At 65.6% G+C, this 18,149-nt stretch carries 16 protein-coding genes and 1 tRNA gene; 8 read left to right on the plus strand and 9 right to left on the minus strand.

From position 1 onward, the window contains the following. Positions 1–1,041, minus strand: a complete 1,041-nt coding sequence (gene cyoA / locus AC5P5R_RS01175) for a ubiquinol oxidase subunit II (RefSeq protein WP_005408581.1) — start codon at positions 1,039–1,041, stop codon at positions 1–3. A 353-nt stretch (positions 1,042–1,394) separates the two neighbouring features. On the opposite strand from cyoA, the gene AC5P5R_RS01180 reads away from it, so the two are divergent. The 3 genes from AC5P5R_RS01180 to AC5P5R_RS01190 are packed head-to-tail and all read left to right on the plus strand — an operon-like array spanning position 1,395 to position 2,740. Next, positions 1,395–2,006, plus strand: coding sequence for a GyrI-like domain-containing protein (locus AC5P5R_RS01180; protein ID WP_062606751.1), 612 nt, complete (start codon positions 1,395–1,397; stop codon positions 2,004–2,006). A 39-nt stretch (positions 2,007–2,045) separates the two neighbouring features. Then, positions 2,046–2,390, plus strand: a complete 345-nt coding sequence (locus tag AC5P5R_RS01185; protein WP_062606749.1) for a hypothetical protein — start codon at positions 2,046–2,048, stop codon at positions 2,388–2,390. 23 nt (positions 2,391–2,413) lie between these two features. Further along, positions 2,414–2,740: a hypothetical protein gene (locus AC5P5R_RS01190; protein ID WP_005408578.1), complete on the plus strand. Its 327-nt coding sequence runs from the start codon at positions 2,414–2,416 to the stop codon at positions 2,738–2,740. Positions 2,741–2,766: 26 nt separating this feature from the next. Here the strand turns inward: AC5P5R_RS01190 and AC5P5R_RS01195 are convergent, their stop codons facing one another. The 6 genes from AC5P5R_RS01195 to AC5P5R_RS01220 all read right to left on the minus strand — a co-directional run bounded on the left by AC5P5R_RS01195 (position 2,767) and on the right by AC5P5R_RS01220 (position 9,053). Then, positions 2,767–3,363 carry a hypothetical protein gene (locus AC5P5R_RS01195; RefSeq protein ID WP_062606747.1) on the minus strand — a complete coding sequence of 199 codons (597 nt, stop codon included), beginning with the start codon at positions 3,361–3,363 and terminating at the stop codon, positions 2,767–2,769. After that, positions 3,364–3,723, minus strand: a complete 360-nt coding sequence (locus tag AC5P5R_RS01200; RefSeq protein ID WP_024957469.1) for a TonB family protein — start codon at positions 3,721–3,723, stop codon at positions 3,364–3,366. Further along, positions 3,724–4,602 (minus strand): RHS repeat-associated core domain-containing protein, encoded by an 879-nt coding sequence (locus AC5P5R_RS01205; protein WP_050426953.1) that lies wholly within the window; start codon positions 4,600–4,602, stop codon positions 3,724–3,726. Between the two features lie 352 nt (positions 4,603–4,954). Then, a tRNA-Thr gene (locus AC5P5R_RS01210) sits at positions 4,955–5,030 on the minus strand. Between the two features lie 50 nt (positions 5,031–5,080). Next, a complete protein-coding gene (locus AC5P5R_RS01215) occupies positions 5,081–6,085 on the minus strand; it encodes a 2-hydroxyacid dehydrogenase (RefSeq protein ID WP_100438002.1) in 1,005 nt (334 codons plus the stop codon). A gap of 97 nt (positions 6,086–6,182) precedes the next feature. Further along, on the minus strand, positions 6,183–9,053 hold the full coding sequence (locus AC5P5R_RS01220; RefSeq protein WP_100438001.1) for an autotransporter outer membrane beta-barrel domain-containing protein: 2,871 nt from the start codon (positions 9,051–9,053) through the stop codon (positions 6,183–6,185). Positions 9,054–9,309: 256 nt separating this feature from the next. Here AC5P5R_RS01220 and AC5P5R_RS01225 point away from each other — a divergent pair, with 256 nt between their 5' ends. The 5 genes from AC5P5R_RS01225 to AC5P5R_RS01245 are packed head-to-tail and all read left to right on the plus strand — an operon-like array spanning position 9,310 to position 15,304. Beyond that, positions 9,310–9,819 (plus strand): RNA polymerase sigma factor, encoded by a 510-nt coding sequence (locus AC5P5R_RS01225; protein WP_080052359.1) that lies wholly within the window; start codon positions 9,310–9,312, stop codon positions 9,817–9,819. Continuing rightward, a complete protein-coding gene (locus tag AC5P5R_RS01230; RefSeq protein ID WP_049448433.1) occupies positions 9,816–10,784 on the plus strand; it encodes a FecR family protein in 969 nt (322 codons plus the stop codon). Before AC5P5R_RS01225 ends, AC5P5R_RS01230 begins: the two co-directional genes overlap by 4 nt. A 14-nt stretch (positions 10,785–10,798) precedes the next feature. After that, the gene (locus tag AC5P5R_RS01235) at positions 10,799–13,585 is read left to right on the plus strand and encodes a TonB-dependent receptor (protein WP_329751422.1); all 2,787 of its coding nucleotides are present in this window, start codon (positions 10,799–10,801) and stop codon (positions 13,583–13,585) included. Between the two features lie 46 nt (positions 13,586–13,631). Continuing rightward, positions 13,632–14,588 carry a hypothetical protein gene (locus AC5P5R_RS01240; RefSeq protein WP_099527507.1) on the plus strand — a complete coding sequence of 319 codons (957 nt, stop codon included), beginning with the start codon at positions 13,632–13,634 and terminating at the stop codon, positions 14,586–14,588. Continuing rightward, positions 14,585–15,304, plus strand: coding sequence for a hypothetical protein (locus AC5P5R_RS01245; RefSeq protein WP_100438000.1), 720 nt, complete (start codon positions 14,585–14,587; stop codon positions 15,302–15,304). Before AC5P5R_RS01240 ends, AC5P5R_RS01245 begins: the two co-directional genes overlap by 4 nt. An 80-nt stretch (positions 15,305–15,384) precedes the next feature. On the opposite strand, the gene AC5P5R_RS01250 is transcribed toward AC5P5R_RS01245, so the two are convergent. Both AC5P5R_RS01250 and AC5P5R_RS01255 read right to left on the minus strand, forming a co-directional pair. After that, a complete protein-coding gene (locus AC5P5R_RS01250; RefSeq protein ID WP_100437999.1) occupies positions 15,385–16,050 on the minus strand; it encodes a lysoplasmalogenase in 666 nt (221 codons plus the stop codon). Then, positions 16,047–17,930 (minus strand): M61 family metallopeptidase, encoded by a 1,884-nt coding sequence (locus AC5P5R_RS01255; RefSeq protein ID WP_065183110.1) that lies wholly within the window; start codon positions 17,928–17,930, stop codon positions 16,047–16,049. The genes AC5P5R_RS01250 and AC5P5R_RS01255 overlap by 4 nt, the downstream gene beginning before the upstream one ends. Positions 17,931–18,149 lie beyond the last annotated feature (219 nt).

Genomic DNA, 18,149 nt, shown 5'->3' on the forward strand with positions numbered 1-18,149 from the left:
TCATTCTCCCGAACCCGCGTGGCCAGCATGGCCAGCGTGTTCGTGTTCGGTGGCATCCAGGTTTTCACCCGATTCCTTGGAATCATGCGCGTCACTGGGGGCATGCCCCTCGTGCGCTTCATGGCTGGCGGCATCGGCAGCGGCGGCACCGGCGTGCGAGTGCTTCATGCCGTAATGCTTGTTGTCGCCCATGTGCTTGGCGATGACCCAGTCGAACAGGCCTTCTTCGGTCTTGCCGAAGTAGGTGACCGGATACCACTCGGCGTTGCGTGCTTCACCCAGGGCCTTGAACGAGGCCTTGTCCAGGGTCTGCTCACCGGCACGGACCTGGTCCAGCCACTGACGGTATTCGGCATCGGTGACCGAGTAGGCGGTGAAGTGCATCTTGGCAAAGCCTGCGCCGCTGTAGTGCGAGGACATGCCCGGGAATTCACCGGTCTCGTTGGCGATCAGGTGGAGCTTGGTCTCCATCGCAGCCATCGAGTAGATCATGCTGCCCAGGTGCGGGATGAAGAAGGCATTCATCACCGAATCGGACGTGATCTTGAAGTTCAGCGGCGTGTTGACCGGGAACTTGATTTCGTTGACGACCGCCACCTTCTCTTCCGGATAGATGAACAGCCACTTCCAGTCCAGCGAGATCGCCTCGATGGTGACCGGTTTGACGTCCGATTCCAGCGGACGATACGGGTCCAGCGCGTGCGACGAACGCCAGGTCAGGACCGCCAGCACCAGCACGATCATGCAGGGAATGGACCACACCACCACCTCGATCGCCGTCGAGTGGGACCACTTCGGCTCGTAACGGGCCTTGGTGTTGGAGGCGCGATACTTCCACGCGAAGGTCAGGGTCATGATGATGACCGGGATGACGACCAGCAGCATGAGCACGGTGGCCGTGATCAGCAGGGTCTTCTCATCCTGGCCGATCTGGCCCTTCGGACTGAGGATGGCCACGGCATCGCAGCCGGTGAGCATCACCAGCAACGACAGCAGCAGGCCCGGGCGCAACCAGCGCCCAAGGGTTTTCAACGGAATCATCGGTCGATCCAATTGCGAGGGAATGCCGTTCCCCGTCCTGCCTGTTCCGGCCAAAGCCGGTCCCACCGGTCCGGAAGACAGGTAGGGAGGTGGGTCGAGTCAGCCTTTCAATTTTAGGCCGTCACCCACCATTTAAGAAAGGCATTGACATTGATCGAGCGCAGGAAAGGCCCGATTCTGGCTGCGACACGTTGTCGCACCGCGCGGGCATGACGGGGCGCATGACCCAGGGCGGCATTCCGGCCCTGGACGTTCGCGGGCCGTTCGCCCTCGTTCGGCAAAGTCACCTGAATCGGTTCAGGCGTGCTGACGGGTGCCTAGCATGGGATGCTCGGCACAGGAGGAAGACCCCGATGGACAAGATCGACTTCAAGAAGCGCGACCGGGCACTCTATCACCCGCCCACCGGCCAGTTCGTACCGGTCGATGTACCGCCCCTGCCCTACCTGATGGTCGATGGCCGCGGCGACCCGAACACCGCCCCGGCCTACCTGCAGGCGGTGCAATGGCTGTACTCGGTGAGCTATGCATTGAAGTTCGCCCTGAAGGCCGGGGGCCAGGACTACGTGGTGCCACCGCTGGAAGCGCTTTGGACCGCCGAGGATCCGTCGAGCTTTGTGGCACGCCGCAAGGATGAGTGGAGGTGGACGGCGATGATCCGCACGCCGGATGGGATCAGTCCAGCGCAGTTGGAGGCTGCCATTGCCAAGGCGGCGAAGAAACTGGGCGACGTTCCAGCCAGCCTTCGCCACGAAATTCTCGAAGAAGGCCTCTGCCTGCAGACGCTGCATGTAGGCGCCTACGATGACGAGGGTCCGGCCCTGGCCCATCTGCACGACGAACTGATGCCCGCACTGGGTTACACCTTTGCCGGCCCCCATCATGAGATCTACCTGAGCGACCCGCGCAGGACCGACGCGGCGCGGTTGAAGACCGTGCTGCGGCAGCCCGTCCGCGCGGAATGACCGCCTGCGAGCACCGCTCTGACAAGGAGCAGAAGATTCATGCCCCTGATTGATCGTTTACTGCGCTGGACCACCCTGCCCACCGGGCGCCGCGCCTTCGCGCTGCTGTGCAGCGTGTTGTTGCTTGTACTGGCCTGCAATCCCGACCTGCTGCCGCTGCTGTCGCTGATCGATGCACTGGGGATGGATGTGGTGATGTTGCTGCTGGCTGCACAGGTAACGGTGGTACTGCCCTGGCTGCGGGAACGCGCCGGGCGATGGTTCCGGCTGGCCATGCGGATCGCGGCCGGGGTGCTGGCCGGGGTGATCGGCGGCTATCTGCGGCAACTGGTGATGCTCGTGCTCATCAGATCCGGCACCTGCTGCGCTATATATAGGGCTTGATGCCCCGGGCCTGCAGGGAAGACATGAAACAGCTCGCTATCACACTCGGTGCACTGCTGCTGTCCGGCAGCGCATGGGCCGATACACACCAGACCGGAAAAATCACCAAACTGGTTGTCGAATCCACGTTCGTTTCCGTGTGGCTGGAAGGCCAGCCCACCAACAACGAGTGTGCTTCCGACGGGCGCTGGACAATCGATCTTGCCAGCGACAAATCCGGACGGGAAAAGTACGCGGCCATCCTGTCGGCGGCGTCATCGCGGACACCGATCGGCTTCCACGCACTCACCAGCGAAGGTTGCGGCGTGTTCGGAGCAAAGAAGATCTACTATTTCGACCTTGCCTATTGAGACAGCACTCCGCGCAGACGTGCTGCTCAGCGCCTCGGGGCCGGATCTGCGATGCAGACCTTCTCCCCAAGGCGCAGGGACTTGCCGTCCCCGTGCCCTGCCGATGAACGATCAAGCGGCCAAAAGCAGACACTGATACCGGAAAGGTCATTGCCATAGTCTTCGGGGATGCCGGTCATGGCAATGCCCATGACTTCATTCCAGCCCGGCGCGCCACACTTCAGGCAAGCTGCCGCGCTCGCCTTGGCTTTGCCTGGTGTCCATCGCGCGGGCGGAAGGCCCATTCGCCCGGCTTTCCATTCGACATACCGGGAATGGAAGCCAATTGAAAATCCACGCCCCATGTCCACCGTTGTCGTCGAGGCGTCTGCGGGAACCGTCGATTCAACCCGGATCGTCACCGGCCGGTCGGGCAACGTGGCTCCGACCTCAATGCAGTAGGTCGGCGCGCAGGCCTGCGGCACAGAGACAGGTGGCGCAGCGGATGCTGCAGCCGGCAGCGAGGCGGCCAGAATGACGACTGAAGAAGCAATCCGCATGATCATTTCCTCTTGTCGTCCTCGATGAGGGTCTTCAACACCTGCTCGCTGCCGTTGCTGTTTCAGCAGGTTGACCGGGCTCATTCAATCCAGACGTTGGAAATCGAATGTGACCTTCCTGGTGCAGCGGGATGGGACCGGAGGGAAACGCCACTTCGCCACGGCAACCAAGGCTGCGCGCTCATAAGCAGCATTGTCGACCCTCCCCCGGTCCAGCGCTTCAAACTGTGACCGCGTGATGACGGGATTTGTCACCCGCCCATCCTCTTCAACGACGACGGTCGCCACGACAGAGCCACGCACCTGCATCTCGGTCGCGGCGGAAACGACCGGCGCAATGGACTCCACCGGACTGCTTGCCGCCTGGCAAGGCCCAGGGAGCTCCTCACCGGCGCGACATGAGGCACTGGACAAGGCCAACGCAAGCATCAGAACGCGGTTCATTCAACACTCCCGATTGCTGGTGGGGGAGCAGACATTAACCGTGCCGTTCGTGTCGCTGTAGCTCTTCCGGGCAGGCTCCCCCAGCTCACGCGCGGCCCGGGTCTCCACCCCCGTAGCCCGCGCCTCCTCCGAAGATACGCCGACTCGGATCTGCATCACGCCGTTGCTCTCCGAGTTGGACTGTGGCGCAACAAGCGAAGCTTGGAAAGCGGACAATCCAACCCGATCATGCTGGGCAGCATGGCTCACCTCGTGACCGCCCCCCAGAGCAGGAGACTGGATCTCCCCGGAGGATTTGACGCGAAGTCCAGAGGTGACATCAATGCTGATGATTCTCTTGTTCTCGTCATATCCAAAATCACCATTGCGATTGAACTGTATGGTGTAGGTCTCATCGGATAGGAGAATCTGCTTCAGTTCAGAGCTGATGGTTTCTGACTTCATCCAATGGTTGAGCACGGCAGCACCATCACGCAGCGTCGCTCCGCCTTCAAATGCGTACTTGACGATTCGCCCATCTGGATCCGTGAACCTGTAAGGATTCCCGTTCGCATACCTATACCGGTTGAACTGCCCCACCGGCTGCTCATACGCCGTGACCGGATCAACCGACAGGAACACCCCCAACTGCGGATCCATGTAGCGCTGCTGCATGTAGATCAGGCCCGTTGCCGAGTCGCTCACGTGCCCGGTATACCCCGGCCCGTCCGTGACCTGACCACCGACCACGGCCCCGTAGGGCTCGTAGTCATAGCGCTTGATCACATTGCCGTTGGCATCGCTCTCAGCCACGACCGAGCCCAGGGCGTCAGTGTGGATGTACGTCACAGTGGTCTGGGCGATTGCGGATGGCGACAGACCAAGGCCGATCAGCAGCACACAACACAGCCAAGCGCCTGATGCCCCCAGCTTGCGAATTCGATCTCCACATCTCCTGAAGCGGGTAAACACGCCGCCTGCAGTTCCCCCGAACCTGCGCATCCTTCCAATCTCTGAAAGAGCCTTGAAGCAAGGCTGGGTATTCATAGCACAGGAATGACCGGCTGCAGTTGCCAGGTCAGGAACTGTGCAAGGAGCCATGCGCCTGGGAAGGCGGAGGGGCGGGTAGATCGCGAGGCTCAGAAATCGCGACCTGCCAGCCATGGGCTGGCACTTCTGGGGTTGCCGGCCAGCGGCCGGCACTACCAGAGCATAAAAAAAGCCCCGACCAAGGCCGGGGCTTTTCTACAACTGGTGCCGGAAACAGGAGTCGAACCTGCGACCTACGCATTACGAATGCGCCGCTCTACCAACTGAGCTATTCCGGCGGAGCCCGCGATTTTACGGGCTGGGCGCCCCGGCGGTCAATCCACCCGGCTCAGTCCGCCTCTACCCGGTTGGCACACACCCGCCCAGCCGCGAAATCCTGCAGGTTCCCCAGCGTGATCGCCGAGATCTCCTGCAGCGCCTCCACGGTGAAGAAGCCCTGGTGGCCGGTCACCAGCACGTTGGGGAAGGTCATCAGGCGCTGGAAGGCCTCGTCGTCGATGATCTCGCCGGACAGGTCCTGGAAGAACAGCGCGCTTTCCTGCTCGTACACGTCGATCGCCAGATGGCCGAGCCGGCGCGACTTCAGCCCGCGGATCACTGCATGGGTATCCACCAATCCGCCGCGCGAGGTATTGACCAGCATCGCGCCCGGCTTCATCCGCGCCAGCGAGGCGTCATTGATCAGGTGCTGGGTATCGGGCGTCAGCGGGCAGTGCAGCGAGACGATGTCAGCGCGCGCCAGCAGTTCATCCAGCGCCACCATCTCGCCGATACCTGCGAAGGCCGCCGACGGATACGGATCGTGCCCCAGCACCATGCAGCCCATGCCCTTGAAGATGCGCGCGGTGGCCAGGCCGATCTTGCCGGTACCGATGATGCCGACCGTGCGGCCATGCAGGGTGCGCCCGAGCAGGCCATCTAGCATGAAGTTGCCCTCGCGCACGCGGTTGTAGGCACGATGGGTCTGGCGGTTGAGGGTCATCACCAGCGCCAGTGCATGCTCGGCCACGGCTTCGGGCGAGTACGCCGGCACCCGCGCGACGAACAGGTCCAGCGCTTTCGCAGCGGCCAGGTCCACATTGTTGAAGCCCGCACAGCGCAGCAGCACGGCCCGCACACCCAACGCGTGCAGCGCGCGCAGCACCTGCGCATCCAGCCGATCGTTGACGAACACGCAGACCGCGGCGCAGTCCTGTGCCAGCGCTGCGGTATGCACATCCAGCGCGGCATCGAAGTAGACGAACGTGTAACCCTGCCCCGCCGCCTCACGCAGGTTGGCTTCGTCCAGGAAGCGACGGTCGTAGGGTCGGGCGCTGAAGACGGCGATCTGCATGGAAGAACCTGGATGGAATGCCATGCCGACCATACCGCAGCCACGCGTCCGTGGGGATGGCACCGGCGATGCGAACATCGCCGGTGCCCTGTGCCACTCAGAACTTGTAACCCAGCCCCAGCATCACGCCGTTCTGGATCTGCCCGTCACGACGCTCGCCCACGTAGTCGGCCATGATCGACAGGCGTTCGCTGGCGCGGCTGGTCACGCCCAGGTTCCAGGCCAGCACCTGCTCGCCCACGGCCTGGCTGCTTGCCCCGAACACCAGATCCGGTGCTGCGGCGAAGCCGGTGCTGTAGCGCGCCTGCGAGTCGCCCAGTTCCTTCTGCCAGACCACGCGGGCACGCGGGGTAATGCGCTCGCCGTTGTTGCCTTCGAAGGTCCTGAACAGCTGCAGGCCGGCGCCCACGCGGATGCTCTCCAGGCTGCCGCTGCGACCGACCAGTGCACCCGCACCCTGCCCTTCATTGAAGCGCGTGGCCGAGGTACGCGCGTAGTCCACCACCGGCAACAGCGGCTGGATCACCAGGCCCTTGCCCGTGGTGAATGAGAACGCGTGCTCCACCCGCGCGGAGATCGCATCGTTGCTGTACTTGGCACGCAGCGGCTGCTGCAGGCCATCGATACCGCTGACGCTGCGGCGGGTGTCGTGACGCAGGTCTGTGTAGCGCACCGCCGCCGACAGATAGCCGCGCGAATAGGTCGCGTCCAGGTAGCCGCCCACGTCCAGCGCGCGCACGTCACCACTGAAGTCGGAGCCGTCGCGGCCCTTGGTCGACATATCCGCCGCTGCCACGCTGACGCCCAGGGTGACGCGGTCATCGGCAACGCGGGTATCGGCGCCGACGACGATGCCGCCGATGTTATGGCTCAAGCCTGCCACGCCACCGTCGGCATCGATGCGGCCGTGGCTGGCGAAACCGCGCGCCCACAGGCCACGGTTGCGACCAAAGCCACTGCCTTCACCGCCACCCGCCGCCGGCTCGACCAGATGCATGGCCAGCTGGTTGAACAGGCTGCCGTGGCGCATGCCCGGCTGCGCCGACACCGATTGCGCGGCCTGCGAGGCCAGGCCGTCGGCATCACCGCCACTGCGCATCGCGGCCTGGTGCTGCTGCACCACGTTGCCGATGCTGCCCACCAATGCGTTGTCGGCCAGGCGCAGGGTCGCGTGCGCGTCACCGCGCAGGGCACCGGCCTGCTGTGCGATCACATCACGGTCGGCGAACTGCAGGGCGCCGAGCAGCGACTTCAGGCCACCATCCCTGCGATCGGAAGCAGTCGCCAGCGCGCGGCCCAAGCCATCGCCGGAAGTGCCGTTGGTGAACAGGCCCAGCTGGTCGAAACCCGGGTTGGCGGTCAGCCACAGGCCTTCAGCGGCCTGCTTCACGTTGAAACTCAGCAGCGAGTTGTGGCGCGGGCGGAACACTTCGCCGCCGGTGATGCTGGCGCTGTAGCCGGTGTCACCCAGGCGCACGACCTCTTCGAAGCCGCCCTGGTATATCGGGCCCTGCACCAGGTCACGGCGGAAGTCCTGGCCGTAGTAACCCTGCGCCACGTTCAGTTCGAGGAAGGCCCCTTTGGAGATCACCAGCGCGCCGTCGGTCTGCTTGCTGTCGAAGAAACTGCCTACGCGCAGGCGGCCACTGCCCGCCCCGCCGTTCTCGGTCACATCGAACAGCACCTTCCCGCCCGGCATGATGTTGACGTAGCCATGGGTGACCAGATCGCCGCCGCGCGGCATCAGGGTCCCGTACACGCGCAGGCGGTTGAAGCCGTCCTCGCGCCAGGACGGGCGGGTACCGCTGGCCAGCGCACTGAGATCCATAGCGGTGCCGGCCACGTCACCATTGCCGACCAGCATGCCTGCGCCCATTACCCGCACCTCCGAAGCGCGCAGGGCGCCGCCTTCCAGCGCGATGGTGCCGTTGTCGACCAGCATGAAGTCGGCACCGGTGGTCGCGGAGGTCCGCCATGTCGCGCCGTTGGTCACGCGGATCACGCCCATGGAGTTGTCCAGCGTGGACACATCCAGGTCGCCCAGGCGCAGCTTCGACAGCAGCAGGGCCTTGTATGTGGGATCGTTCTGGTAGTCCTGTACCGAGTTCGCGCCGATGCCCTGCGGACCATTGCTGGAGGCGTTGTAGATGCTCTGCGCCAGGTTGATGTAGCTGGACTGCCAGTTGGTGTTCCAGCGCGCGAAGTCATCATCGACGAAGGTCTGCAGCTGGCGACCGGTGCGCAGGTAGCCCGGGTTGATGTCGCCGCTCACGTTGGCGGTGACATTCAACGTATCGCCCGGATCGCGGTAGCCCTTGGCGGTGATGACCCTGTTGCTGTAGATGTCCTGCCCCGGGAACGACTCCAGCTTGCTGCCGCTGCCATCAGGATCGAAAGTGACCGAGGCACCCGTGGTGCGCGCCGGATCGCGGAACACCAGCAGGCCGTTGGGCTGCACGACTTCATACATGGCCTTGTGCAGCAGCCCGGCATCGATGCCACCGCCGTAGTTGCCGGTGTAGATCTGGGTCATCCGCGGCGACGGCGTGTAGATCACTTTGCCGCTGTTGCTGGCCGCGTGGATCTGTACCGAATCGACGATCGGCAGATCACCGGCCAGATAGCGTTCGACGCCACCGGACTGCATGATCGAGCAGGACGAAATGCAGTGGCCGGACACGATGGTGTTCAGGCCGGACGTGCGGATCACGCCCTGCAGCCACTCGCCGGCGATCAGCGCGCCACCATTGGAGGTGCGCAGCACCACTTCGCGGATCGGCCGGCCCTCGGCCTGTGCCTTGGCCAGCAACGCGGGCAACGACACCACATCGGCGTAGGTCACCCCGCCGCTCAGGAAGATGCGATCCCCCTGCACGTGATAACTCATTGCCATGACGTCATCAGCCGCCGCGATGGCGCCAACGGCGATCAGCCCGGCCAGGGCCAGGCTCAACTTCGAATGCTTCATACGTTCTCTCTCTCCACCCGCAACACGCGGGTAAGGAGTCAAACGGCAAAGCGCCGGAATCTCCCCCAGCCCGGTCGGCCGGAAAAAATGAATGCATTCACAATGAGAGAGGGGGCACCACACACTCTTCCCCATCCGGTCATCGTCGCGTAAAACTCGAAGGCGCACCCGTCAACGTCAGCCGAGGCCAGCCCTGTCCGTTCCGTCCCCCCTGATCCACCACGCGCCGGAGCCACCCGCGCCTGCGGACGCCTTCATCGCGTTCGTACGCGAGGAACGCGCGCCACTGTGCGCGTTCCTGCGCACACGGGGCGTCGGGCCGGAGGATGCAGAGGACATCGCGCAGGACTGCATGGAGCGGCTGATCCGCTATCGCGCGCACGGCACCGACGAACTGCGCCTGCTGCTGTATCGTATCGCGCGCAATCGCCTGGCCGATCGCGGCCGATCGCCGCAGTCGCGACCGCACCTGTCACTGGCCGAGCATGATGGTCACGACGAGCCCACCAGCCCGTCGCCGGACCCCTTGCGCCAGGCAGAGTCCGGGCAGATGTTGTCCCTGCTGCGGCAGGCCCTTTTCAAATTGCCCGAGCGTGCGCGCGAGGTGTACCTGCTCAACCGGATCACCGGCATGAGCTATACGCAGATCGCGCGGCACTGTGGAATTACAGCCAAGACCGTGGAAAAACACATCGCCCGCGCCCTGCAGGGCCTGCGCCAGGAGTTGGGACCGGATCCGCTGCACAACGACGGGGATACCGAATGAGCAGCCACCGGCACACGGAAGACGCCTCGCTGTTCGCACGCGCCAGCGCCTGGGTAGCGCGGTTGGAGGCCCCGGACTGCACTCCTGCCGAACGCGAGTCGTTCGAAGACTGGCTGGCTGAAGACCCTGCCCATGTCAAAGCCTGGGCGCAGGCCGAAGATCTTTTCCAGCAAGGCCAGGGCCTGGCTGCGGACCCATGGCTGCGGACGGCTGCGGCGCGTGCGGCACGGCCTGCCCGACGCCGCTGGCTGCCTGCTGCGGCCGCGGCCGCTGGTATCTGCCTGGCCATCGGCGTGGGCTGGATGGTAGCGGTGGATGGCAACCCAGCCCCGCAGCGCTTTGCCAATGACACGCATCAGGCGCAGCGGCTGACCCTGCCCGATGGCAGCGTAGCCATGCTCGATGCCGGCACGACGCTGCACGCACGCTTTGGCTGGCGCCACCGCGAGCTGGACCTCGAACGCGGCCGCCTGCAGTTGCAGGTCGCGCCATCGAACAAAGCACTGCAGCTGCGCGCCGGCACCAGCACCATCCGCGATATCGGCACCACCTTCCAGGTCGAGCGCCTGCACGATGGCCTGGTCGAGGTCGCGCTGCTGGAGGGTGCGGTGGAAGTCAGCAACGGCGCCGCCCAGCACACCCTGGCCCCTGGCCAGCAACTGCAGGTACTCCCCTCCGGGCGCATCCAGCCCGGCCCAGCGTTGTCCTCCACGGCAGCCGCCGAGGGCTGGCTGCGTGGGCAGCTGGTCTTCGATGCCACCCCGCTGTCGATCGTGGTCGAACGCATGAACCGCTATGGCCATGCACCGCTGGTGATCGCCGACCCGGAGATCACCGATCTGGCAGTCAGCGGCACGTTCCGCGCAGGCGACGCACAGGAGTTGCTATCCGCGCTGGAACTTGGCTGGTCCATTGCTGGCCAGACGCGCCCGGATGGCGCGCTGGAACTGCGCCGCACGTACTGAGGAGGCCTGCGGTGATGGCAGGACCAGGCGCGCTGCAGTGGGGGCTGCTCCGCCCCCTGCTGTGCCTGGCGCTGCTGGTCGCCGCGCCGCCTGCCGCCCTCGCAGGCGATCCGGCTGCCACCCACGACTACCGCATCAACGCTGGCCCGTTGCCCTCGGCATTGCAGCAATGGGCACGGCAAAGCGGCATCGCTCTGGTGTTCGATGCCCGGGAACTGGCGGGGCTCCATGCCAACGGCACCCATGGCCAGGCCGATCCAGCATCGGCCCTGAAACAGCTGGTCGCCGGCATGCCGGTGACCATCCTTCGAACACCGTCCGGTGGCTTCGTGGTCCGCCGCATCCGCGTCGCGCCCGCCGTCGCGCCGCCGGTTCCGGCAACGGTGGCGCCGCGCCCGCGCATGCCCCCGCAGTCGCCCCCCCAGGTGGACCTGGCGCCGATCCATGTCACCGGCAGCCGGTTGCCGCGCACCTCCGTGCAGACCACCCTGCCGGTGACCACGATCGATCGCGCAGACATCCTGCGCAGTGGCTACGGCAGCCTGTTCGACCTGCTGCGACACCTGCCCGGCATGAACGGGCTGCCAGCGATGAGCAGCGCACGCAGTGGCGATTCGCAGTACCTGCCTGTCGGTGCAGCCGCCACCACCAGCCTGGATGGCATGGGACCGCGCGCCACCCTGTTCCTGGTCAATGGCCGGCGCCTGCCCCGTTATCCAATGGTGTCCCTGGAACAGGGCGGGCTCACCGACCTGGGCGGCATTCCACTCAGCTTTGTCGAACGCATCGAACTGGTGCGCGGCGGTGCATCGGCCATCTACGGTGCCGATGCCATGTCCGGCGTGGTCAACATCATCCTCCGCGACCAGGCCGACGGCCCGGAGGCAACGCTGCAGACCGGTCTGAGCAGTCGTGGCGACGCTGGCCAGTACCGCGTGCAGGCCGCCACCGGAGGCCTGCGCGGGAGCGGCGACCGCTGGTTCGCAGGCATCGACCTGCATCGCGTCGATCACCTGGCGGGGGACCAGCGTGACTGGCACGCCGAGACGTCGCAGTACCTGATCGGCGCCTTCCGCGATGGCGACTACTGGCCCGCGACGCGCTGCGACGGACCATTGAAACGACGCAATGGCGCCTGCTGGTTCGACAGTTCGCGCCCTCGTTCGCTTCAACCGGCCTCCGATACCGCCTCGGCCTATCTGCGCTACCGGCATGAGCGTGGCCAGGGACGCTACGTCTATGCCGAAGCCCGCGCCAGCCACAACCGGCAGCGTTTCGATCTGGGCCCGACCGCCGTCGCCCTCGGCCTGTACGGGTACACCTTCAACAGCGTCCTGCGCGAAGCCGGCAATGTGCGTCCCCAGGTCCGTGCCACCGACGCCGATATCACCCTGGGCATCGGCCGGGACCAGGGCAGCCACAGCTGGGACGCCGGCATCAGCGCGCAGCGCAGCGACGTCACCCTGGCCACGCCGGGCACCGTGCGCGCCGAACCGTTCATCGAGGCTGCGCAGTCGCTCAGGTTCCTGCCAGGCTTCGATGCATTGCCCGCCGATGAAGCCACTTCGCTCTTCCCATCGATCCGCAACCGTGGACTTACCGAGCAGTGGCAGGGCTGGTGGGGCATACAGCGCGCATTGATGCCGATGCGGGGCGGTAATGCGCAGCTGGCTACCGGCATCGATCTGCGCCATGAACGCTGGACGTCGCACCCGGACACCCTGCTGAGCCAGGGCGATCTGGCACTGGGGCTGCCGCAGCAGCAGCGGCGCCTGTCGCGGCAGAGTGGCGGCGCGTATGCGGAACTGGGCCTGCCACTCACGTCGGAACTGCGCATGGACCTGGCCGCGCGCTGGGACTACGACGGCGACTACACGGCATTCTCGCCCCGTGCCGGCCTGCGCTGGACGCCAACACCGCACTGGTCGTTCCTGCTGGCCAGCGGCCGCGGCTATCGCGCGCCCAGCCTGTTCGAACAGCGCCGCCCGCCAGGACAGTTCGGCACCCTTACCCTGCCCGTCTCAAGCGCACTGCCACCTTGTGCACAGAGCGAGCCGGACGGCCGCTGCGTGGTCACTGCGGATGTGGAGGAGAACAACGCGCTCAAGGCCGAGAGCTCACGCAGCCATTCACTGGCGGCGACCTGGTCACCCAGCGATGCGTTCTCGCTTTCGCTGACCCACAACATCGTCGAGCTGCGCAACGAGATCCTCACGCTGCAGCCGGCCGATGCCGTGTGGAACCGTGACACCTGGCAATTGGATGAGGATGGCAACCTGAGCAGCCTCCGCCTGTCGTTCGACAATATCGGCCGCACCACTTCCCGCAACTGGGTGCTGCGTGGCGAATACCGGATCGACACCGGCAGCACCGGCCAGTGGTTGTTCTCGCTGGACGCGCTGAAGCAGCAGGAGCTGCGCCGCCGTCGGGACCACGAGCCGGCGATCGACCTGCGCGGGCATGTCACGCCCGAGATGGCGGCGGTCCTCAACGTGCAATGGCAGAACAGCAACTGGGACATCGCCCTGCGCGGCAACCAGGTGGGCCGCACCCGCGCATGGCTGCCCGGCGCCGAGTGCCCGCAGCGGCAGATCGAACAGAACCACTGCATGAATCCGCGCCAGCTGCGCTGGAACCTGCACCTGGCGCGCCGCCTGGGCACACGCGTCATCGCGGCGCTGGACGTGCACAACGTGCTTGATGCGCAACCGGTGAACTACCTGGTCGGCAATGGTGGGCAGATGCCGGGGCTGGACGATCCACTGGGTCGCTACTACCTGCTTACCCTGCAGTTCCGCTGAGCGTAGTACGCTACGCGGCCTGTTCCACCGGTCTGCCACCTTCCCCATGAAAGCCTATCTCTGGTTCTGGGGCGCGTTCCTGCTGTTCTTCGCGTTGCCCTTCCCCTGCATCCTCTATTTCGGAACCTCCTGGCCGGTGGCGCTGGCTGATCGCAGCGCGCCATGGCTGTCCCTGCTGCTGCTTGTGCTGTCGCTGGCTGCATGGCTCTCTCTGCTGTTCGCGTTCCTGCATTTCCTGCTGCTCGGCCCACCGCGCGCCCTGCATCGCGTCCGCTCGATCCTCGCCGATGGCGAACCGCGCGATGCGCTGATCGAACACGCTGAACAGACCGGCGTACAGGTGCGTGGCTTCGCGCAATGGAAACTGCAGCTGTCCTTCAAGAACCTGTCCGGCACGCCGATCCGCGAACAGCTGCTGGTGGTCGACAGCAAGCCGCAACTGCAGCGCTTCGGCGTCGGCAGGCACGTCGATGCACGCCTGAGCCAGGTGCCGGGCGCGTTCCCGAACGTGGTACTGGACGGTGCCCAGCCCGAACTGGATGTCGCCAGCCTGTGGCGGCGAAGCATCGGCGCAGCGCTCTGCATCGTCCTGGTAGCCGCTGCCTATGTGGCGGCCTACCGGCTGCAGAGCGAGGGTCTTGGCTGGACCTTCCTGTCCTTCGGCCACCCGCTGCTGGTGTGCCCGCTGGTGCTGTGTGGGTACATCTTGGGGCTGCGCCTGCTTGGCCGCCTGCTGCAGGCTGATGCGCGCGGCGACGCGTTGAAGTACCGCGGCATCGGCGTGGAGGCCAGGGTGCTGAAGGTGCGTCAGACCGGCACCTACCTCAACGAACAGCCGCAGGTGGAGTTCCAGCTGGAGTACACCGATCGTGACGGCCGCGTACAGCAGGTGAGCGTGCGCCGCTTCATCCCGCTGATCGATCTAGCCAACATCCCGCGCGAAACCGTGACCCTGCTGTACGACCCCGATGACCGTGGCAACGTGCGCCTGGAGGGCGTATGAAACAGCCGCCCTCCACCCGCGCCGTGTTCCTGGTATTGCTGCTGGTTCTGGCGGGCGTGGCCGTTGCCGGCGGCGCGGTGCAGACCATCAGCGAAACGCTGGGGCATTCGGTACAGCCGGACCGGTTGCCACCCTCCGTCTCGTCTCAGTCGCCGCGCGAGCAACCCGCATCGCTTGTGCCGTCCCCGGCCGCCTTCCCCGCGGCGAGTACCGCTGCGGCGCCCGAACGCAACAATCGCCTGTTCGATGCGGACTACCTGCTGGCTGCCCGCCAGGCACTGGAGCAGTTGCCAGCGCTGGCCGGACAGCGGTTGACGGTGTTCCACAGCATCCACTTCTATGACGATGGCCGCATCAACCTCGATCTGGTCGACCCGCAACAGCCGGGCCACGTCGACAGCTACCACTTCGAACGTGGCCAGTGGCGCAAGGGCAATCCGGTGAACCCGCAGCAGTTCGCGCCAACCATCAGCCTGCAGCGCAGCAGCACACCCCTGGCCAGCATCGATTTCGAGGCCGTGCCGCGCGTGGCGCAGGCACTGCAGGAACAACGCGACGCGCTGCAGAACCCCGCATCCGAAGTCGGCCACGTCTACGTGATCGTGCGCAAAGGCGGCAAGCTGGTGTGGCTGCCGGATGACGTCGCCGGTGACCGCGAATCCGTGCGCCTGCAGTTCGATGCGCAGGGCACCCTGCGCGGCGTGAACCGCCGATAGGCCACACAAAAAGGGGACGGAGGGGATTAAGTCGCATGTGCCTTGGTGCGGATTGCGACTTAATCCCCTCCGTCCCCTTTCTATTTCACCGAGCGGGCGATGGCGTACTGCGCGCCGTGGTACGTGGACAGCACCAGCAGGCTGGCCAGCGGCAGGCCGCCGGCGAAGCGGTCCCAGGCCAGCAGTGAATCGCTGGCGACGAACAGCAGCGCACCGGCGGCCGCCCAGCGCGCGCTGCTGGCTTCCACGGCAGCGGGCTGTGGCCGGCGCCACTGGCGTGCCAGTGCCAGCACCGCCATCGAGGCCAGCACCACCACATACGCCAGCACCGGCGCACGCATCGGTGCAGGCAGGTGCGGCCACAGGCCAAGTACGTTGAGCACGGCAAACGTCGCCAGCAGGACGCTGGCCGCCAACAGCCCACGTCCCGCACGCAGGCCGTCGCGGAAGGCCACGATGTAGCAGAGGTGGGCCAGCAGGAACGCAACCAGGCCCGGCACGAACGCATCCATCGGCAGCATCAACGCGATGTCACCCACGCACGACAGCAGCATGCCGGCCAACACCGCGCGTCGATAGAACGGCTGCGCGGGATCATGCACGCGCCAGACGATGGCAGCGATCAGCAGCGTGGTGGTCGGCTTGGCCAGCCAATGCAGCCAGCGCCCGTCACCGTGCAGGAAGGCACCGATGATGGCCAAGATCGCCATCAGCAGGATCACGCCATCGCGGGCGCGCGGCTTCATCGCGCCTTCCACAATTCTGCGAGGCGGTCAGGCTTGCCGGCGATACGCTCCAGCACCGGGTACTGCAGGCCACCGTGGTAGGCGATGCTCATCGTTTCGATGCGGTCGAACTGCTTCACCAGCAGCACGATCGGCGCCTTGTCCTTCGCTGCCGCAGCCACCGCGTCCTTCAAGCGCTGGCTGCTGTACTCACGGCCGCCAACCGCGATCACCTTCATGCCCGGTGCAAGACCGGCGTTGAACGCCGGGCTGTCCCAGATCACATCGCCGACCGTACCGCTGTCGAGTACGGTCGCGCCCAGCGAATAGGCCAGCAATGCCGCCTTGGCGCGTTTTTCCTGTGCCTTGTAGGCGTCGTTCGGGGTATCGCGGTAGACCAGCTTCCAGCCCGCCAGCTCCAGGCCGCCGGTCAACGAACCGTGGCCGTCCAGGCGCCCGCGCAGGAACGTCGCCCAGTCGTACGGCGCGATGCCGTTCAAGGTCGCGACCACATCATCGAAGGTGTACGGGTTGACGTCCCAGTCGCCATTGCCGACGCCGAAGAACGCACGCGCGAAGTCGTCCAGGCTGCGGCGGTTGCCGCTCAGTTCGCGCAGCTTGCCCTCCACTTCCAGCCACAGCATCTGGCCGCCGGAGTAGTAGTCCTCGCTCATCTGGTAGTTGCGGTAGGGCAGCGTGCGGCGCTGGGCGATGGTCGGATCGTTGGTAGTGTCCTGCAGCGGCCGCCAGGCCAGGCCCGGTCGGCCACGGTCGTAGGTCGCGGCCACATTGGCCAGCATGTCGCGCGCCTGCGCGGTCGACCACAGCCCCGAACGCGCCGCCAGCACCTGGCCCCAGAACTGGGTCTGGCCCTCGTACACCCACAGCAGGCTGTCGCCCATCGGCACGTTGAAGTTGGCGGTGGCCAGGTCGGCGCCGCGACGGTACTTGCCGTTCCAGGAATGGGTGTACTCGTGCGGCAACAGATCGCGCATCCACGCGTTGCTGTCCCACTCGATGAAGTAGCCCGGGTCAGCGCTGTTCTCGCTGGAACGGTGATGCTCCAGGCCGATGCCACCGAGGCGGTCGGTCAATGCCAGCAGGAACTCATAGTGGTTGTAGTGGCGCGCACCGTAAAGCTTGTCGGCCTGCTGCACCAGCGCGCGATGCATGGTGATCTGCGCCTCGCTCGGCTTCAGTGATTTGGCGTCGTCGGCAAACACATTGAGGTGCACCGGCACCTTCGCGCCCGGGTCGAGATCGATGCGCTGGTAGTGCTCGCCGGCGAACAAGGGCGAATCGACCAGATGGTCATACGAGATCGGCTTGAACACCACGGTGTCACCGTCGCGCCGCGCGGTTTCCAGCGCGGTTGCGAACGACCAGCCCTTGGGCAGGGTCACGCTGGCCTGCGCCTGCAGGTTGCGTGCATCGACGCCGGCCGGATACAGCGAATTGGCGTTCCACTGCAGGTTGAGCATTTCCGGGGTCATCACCACCCGGCCCTGGCTGCCGCCCTGCGAGGACAGGAAGTCGAAGTGGGCGACGATCTCGCTCACGCCCTCGGGCACGTTCACCTTGAACGCATAGACGTTGAACTGGTCACGCTGCCAGGCCAGCGGCTTGCCGTTGGCGGTCACGCGCAGCCCGGCCAACTTGTCGATCGGGCCGGTGGGCGAATGGTTGCCGGGAATCCACTGCGGGTACAGCAGGGTCATCGGGCCGGGCTTGGCCGGCATCGTAGCGGTCACCTTGAAGATGCGCCGGGCCAGATCGCGCGCGTCGACATCGATGCGCAGCAGGCCGGGGGCCACCGCGTTCGCCGGTGGCGAGGTCTGCGCCAGTGCAGGCGTGGCCGCCAGCGCGAACAGCAACGACATCGCCAAGGCTCGGGTCTTCATCGGGCAGGTTCCAACAGCGGAGAATCTTCCGATGCTAGGCCTGTAACGTGCCCTGCCCCATGGCCAAAGGTCATGGGCGGGCCGCCCATCCTTGCGTGCGAAAAAGCGTGCGAACCAAGGTTCGCACCCACCTTGTGCTGGTTTGCACCCACCGTGTGCCAGTTCGCACCCACCAGAGCAGTTCCAGTAGATCCACGCCATGCGTGGATGAGGCGCTTC

This window comes from Stenotrophomonas sp. YJH_SMC_19 (assembly GCF_059367915.1).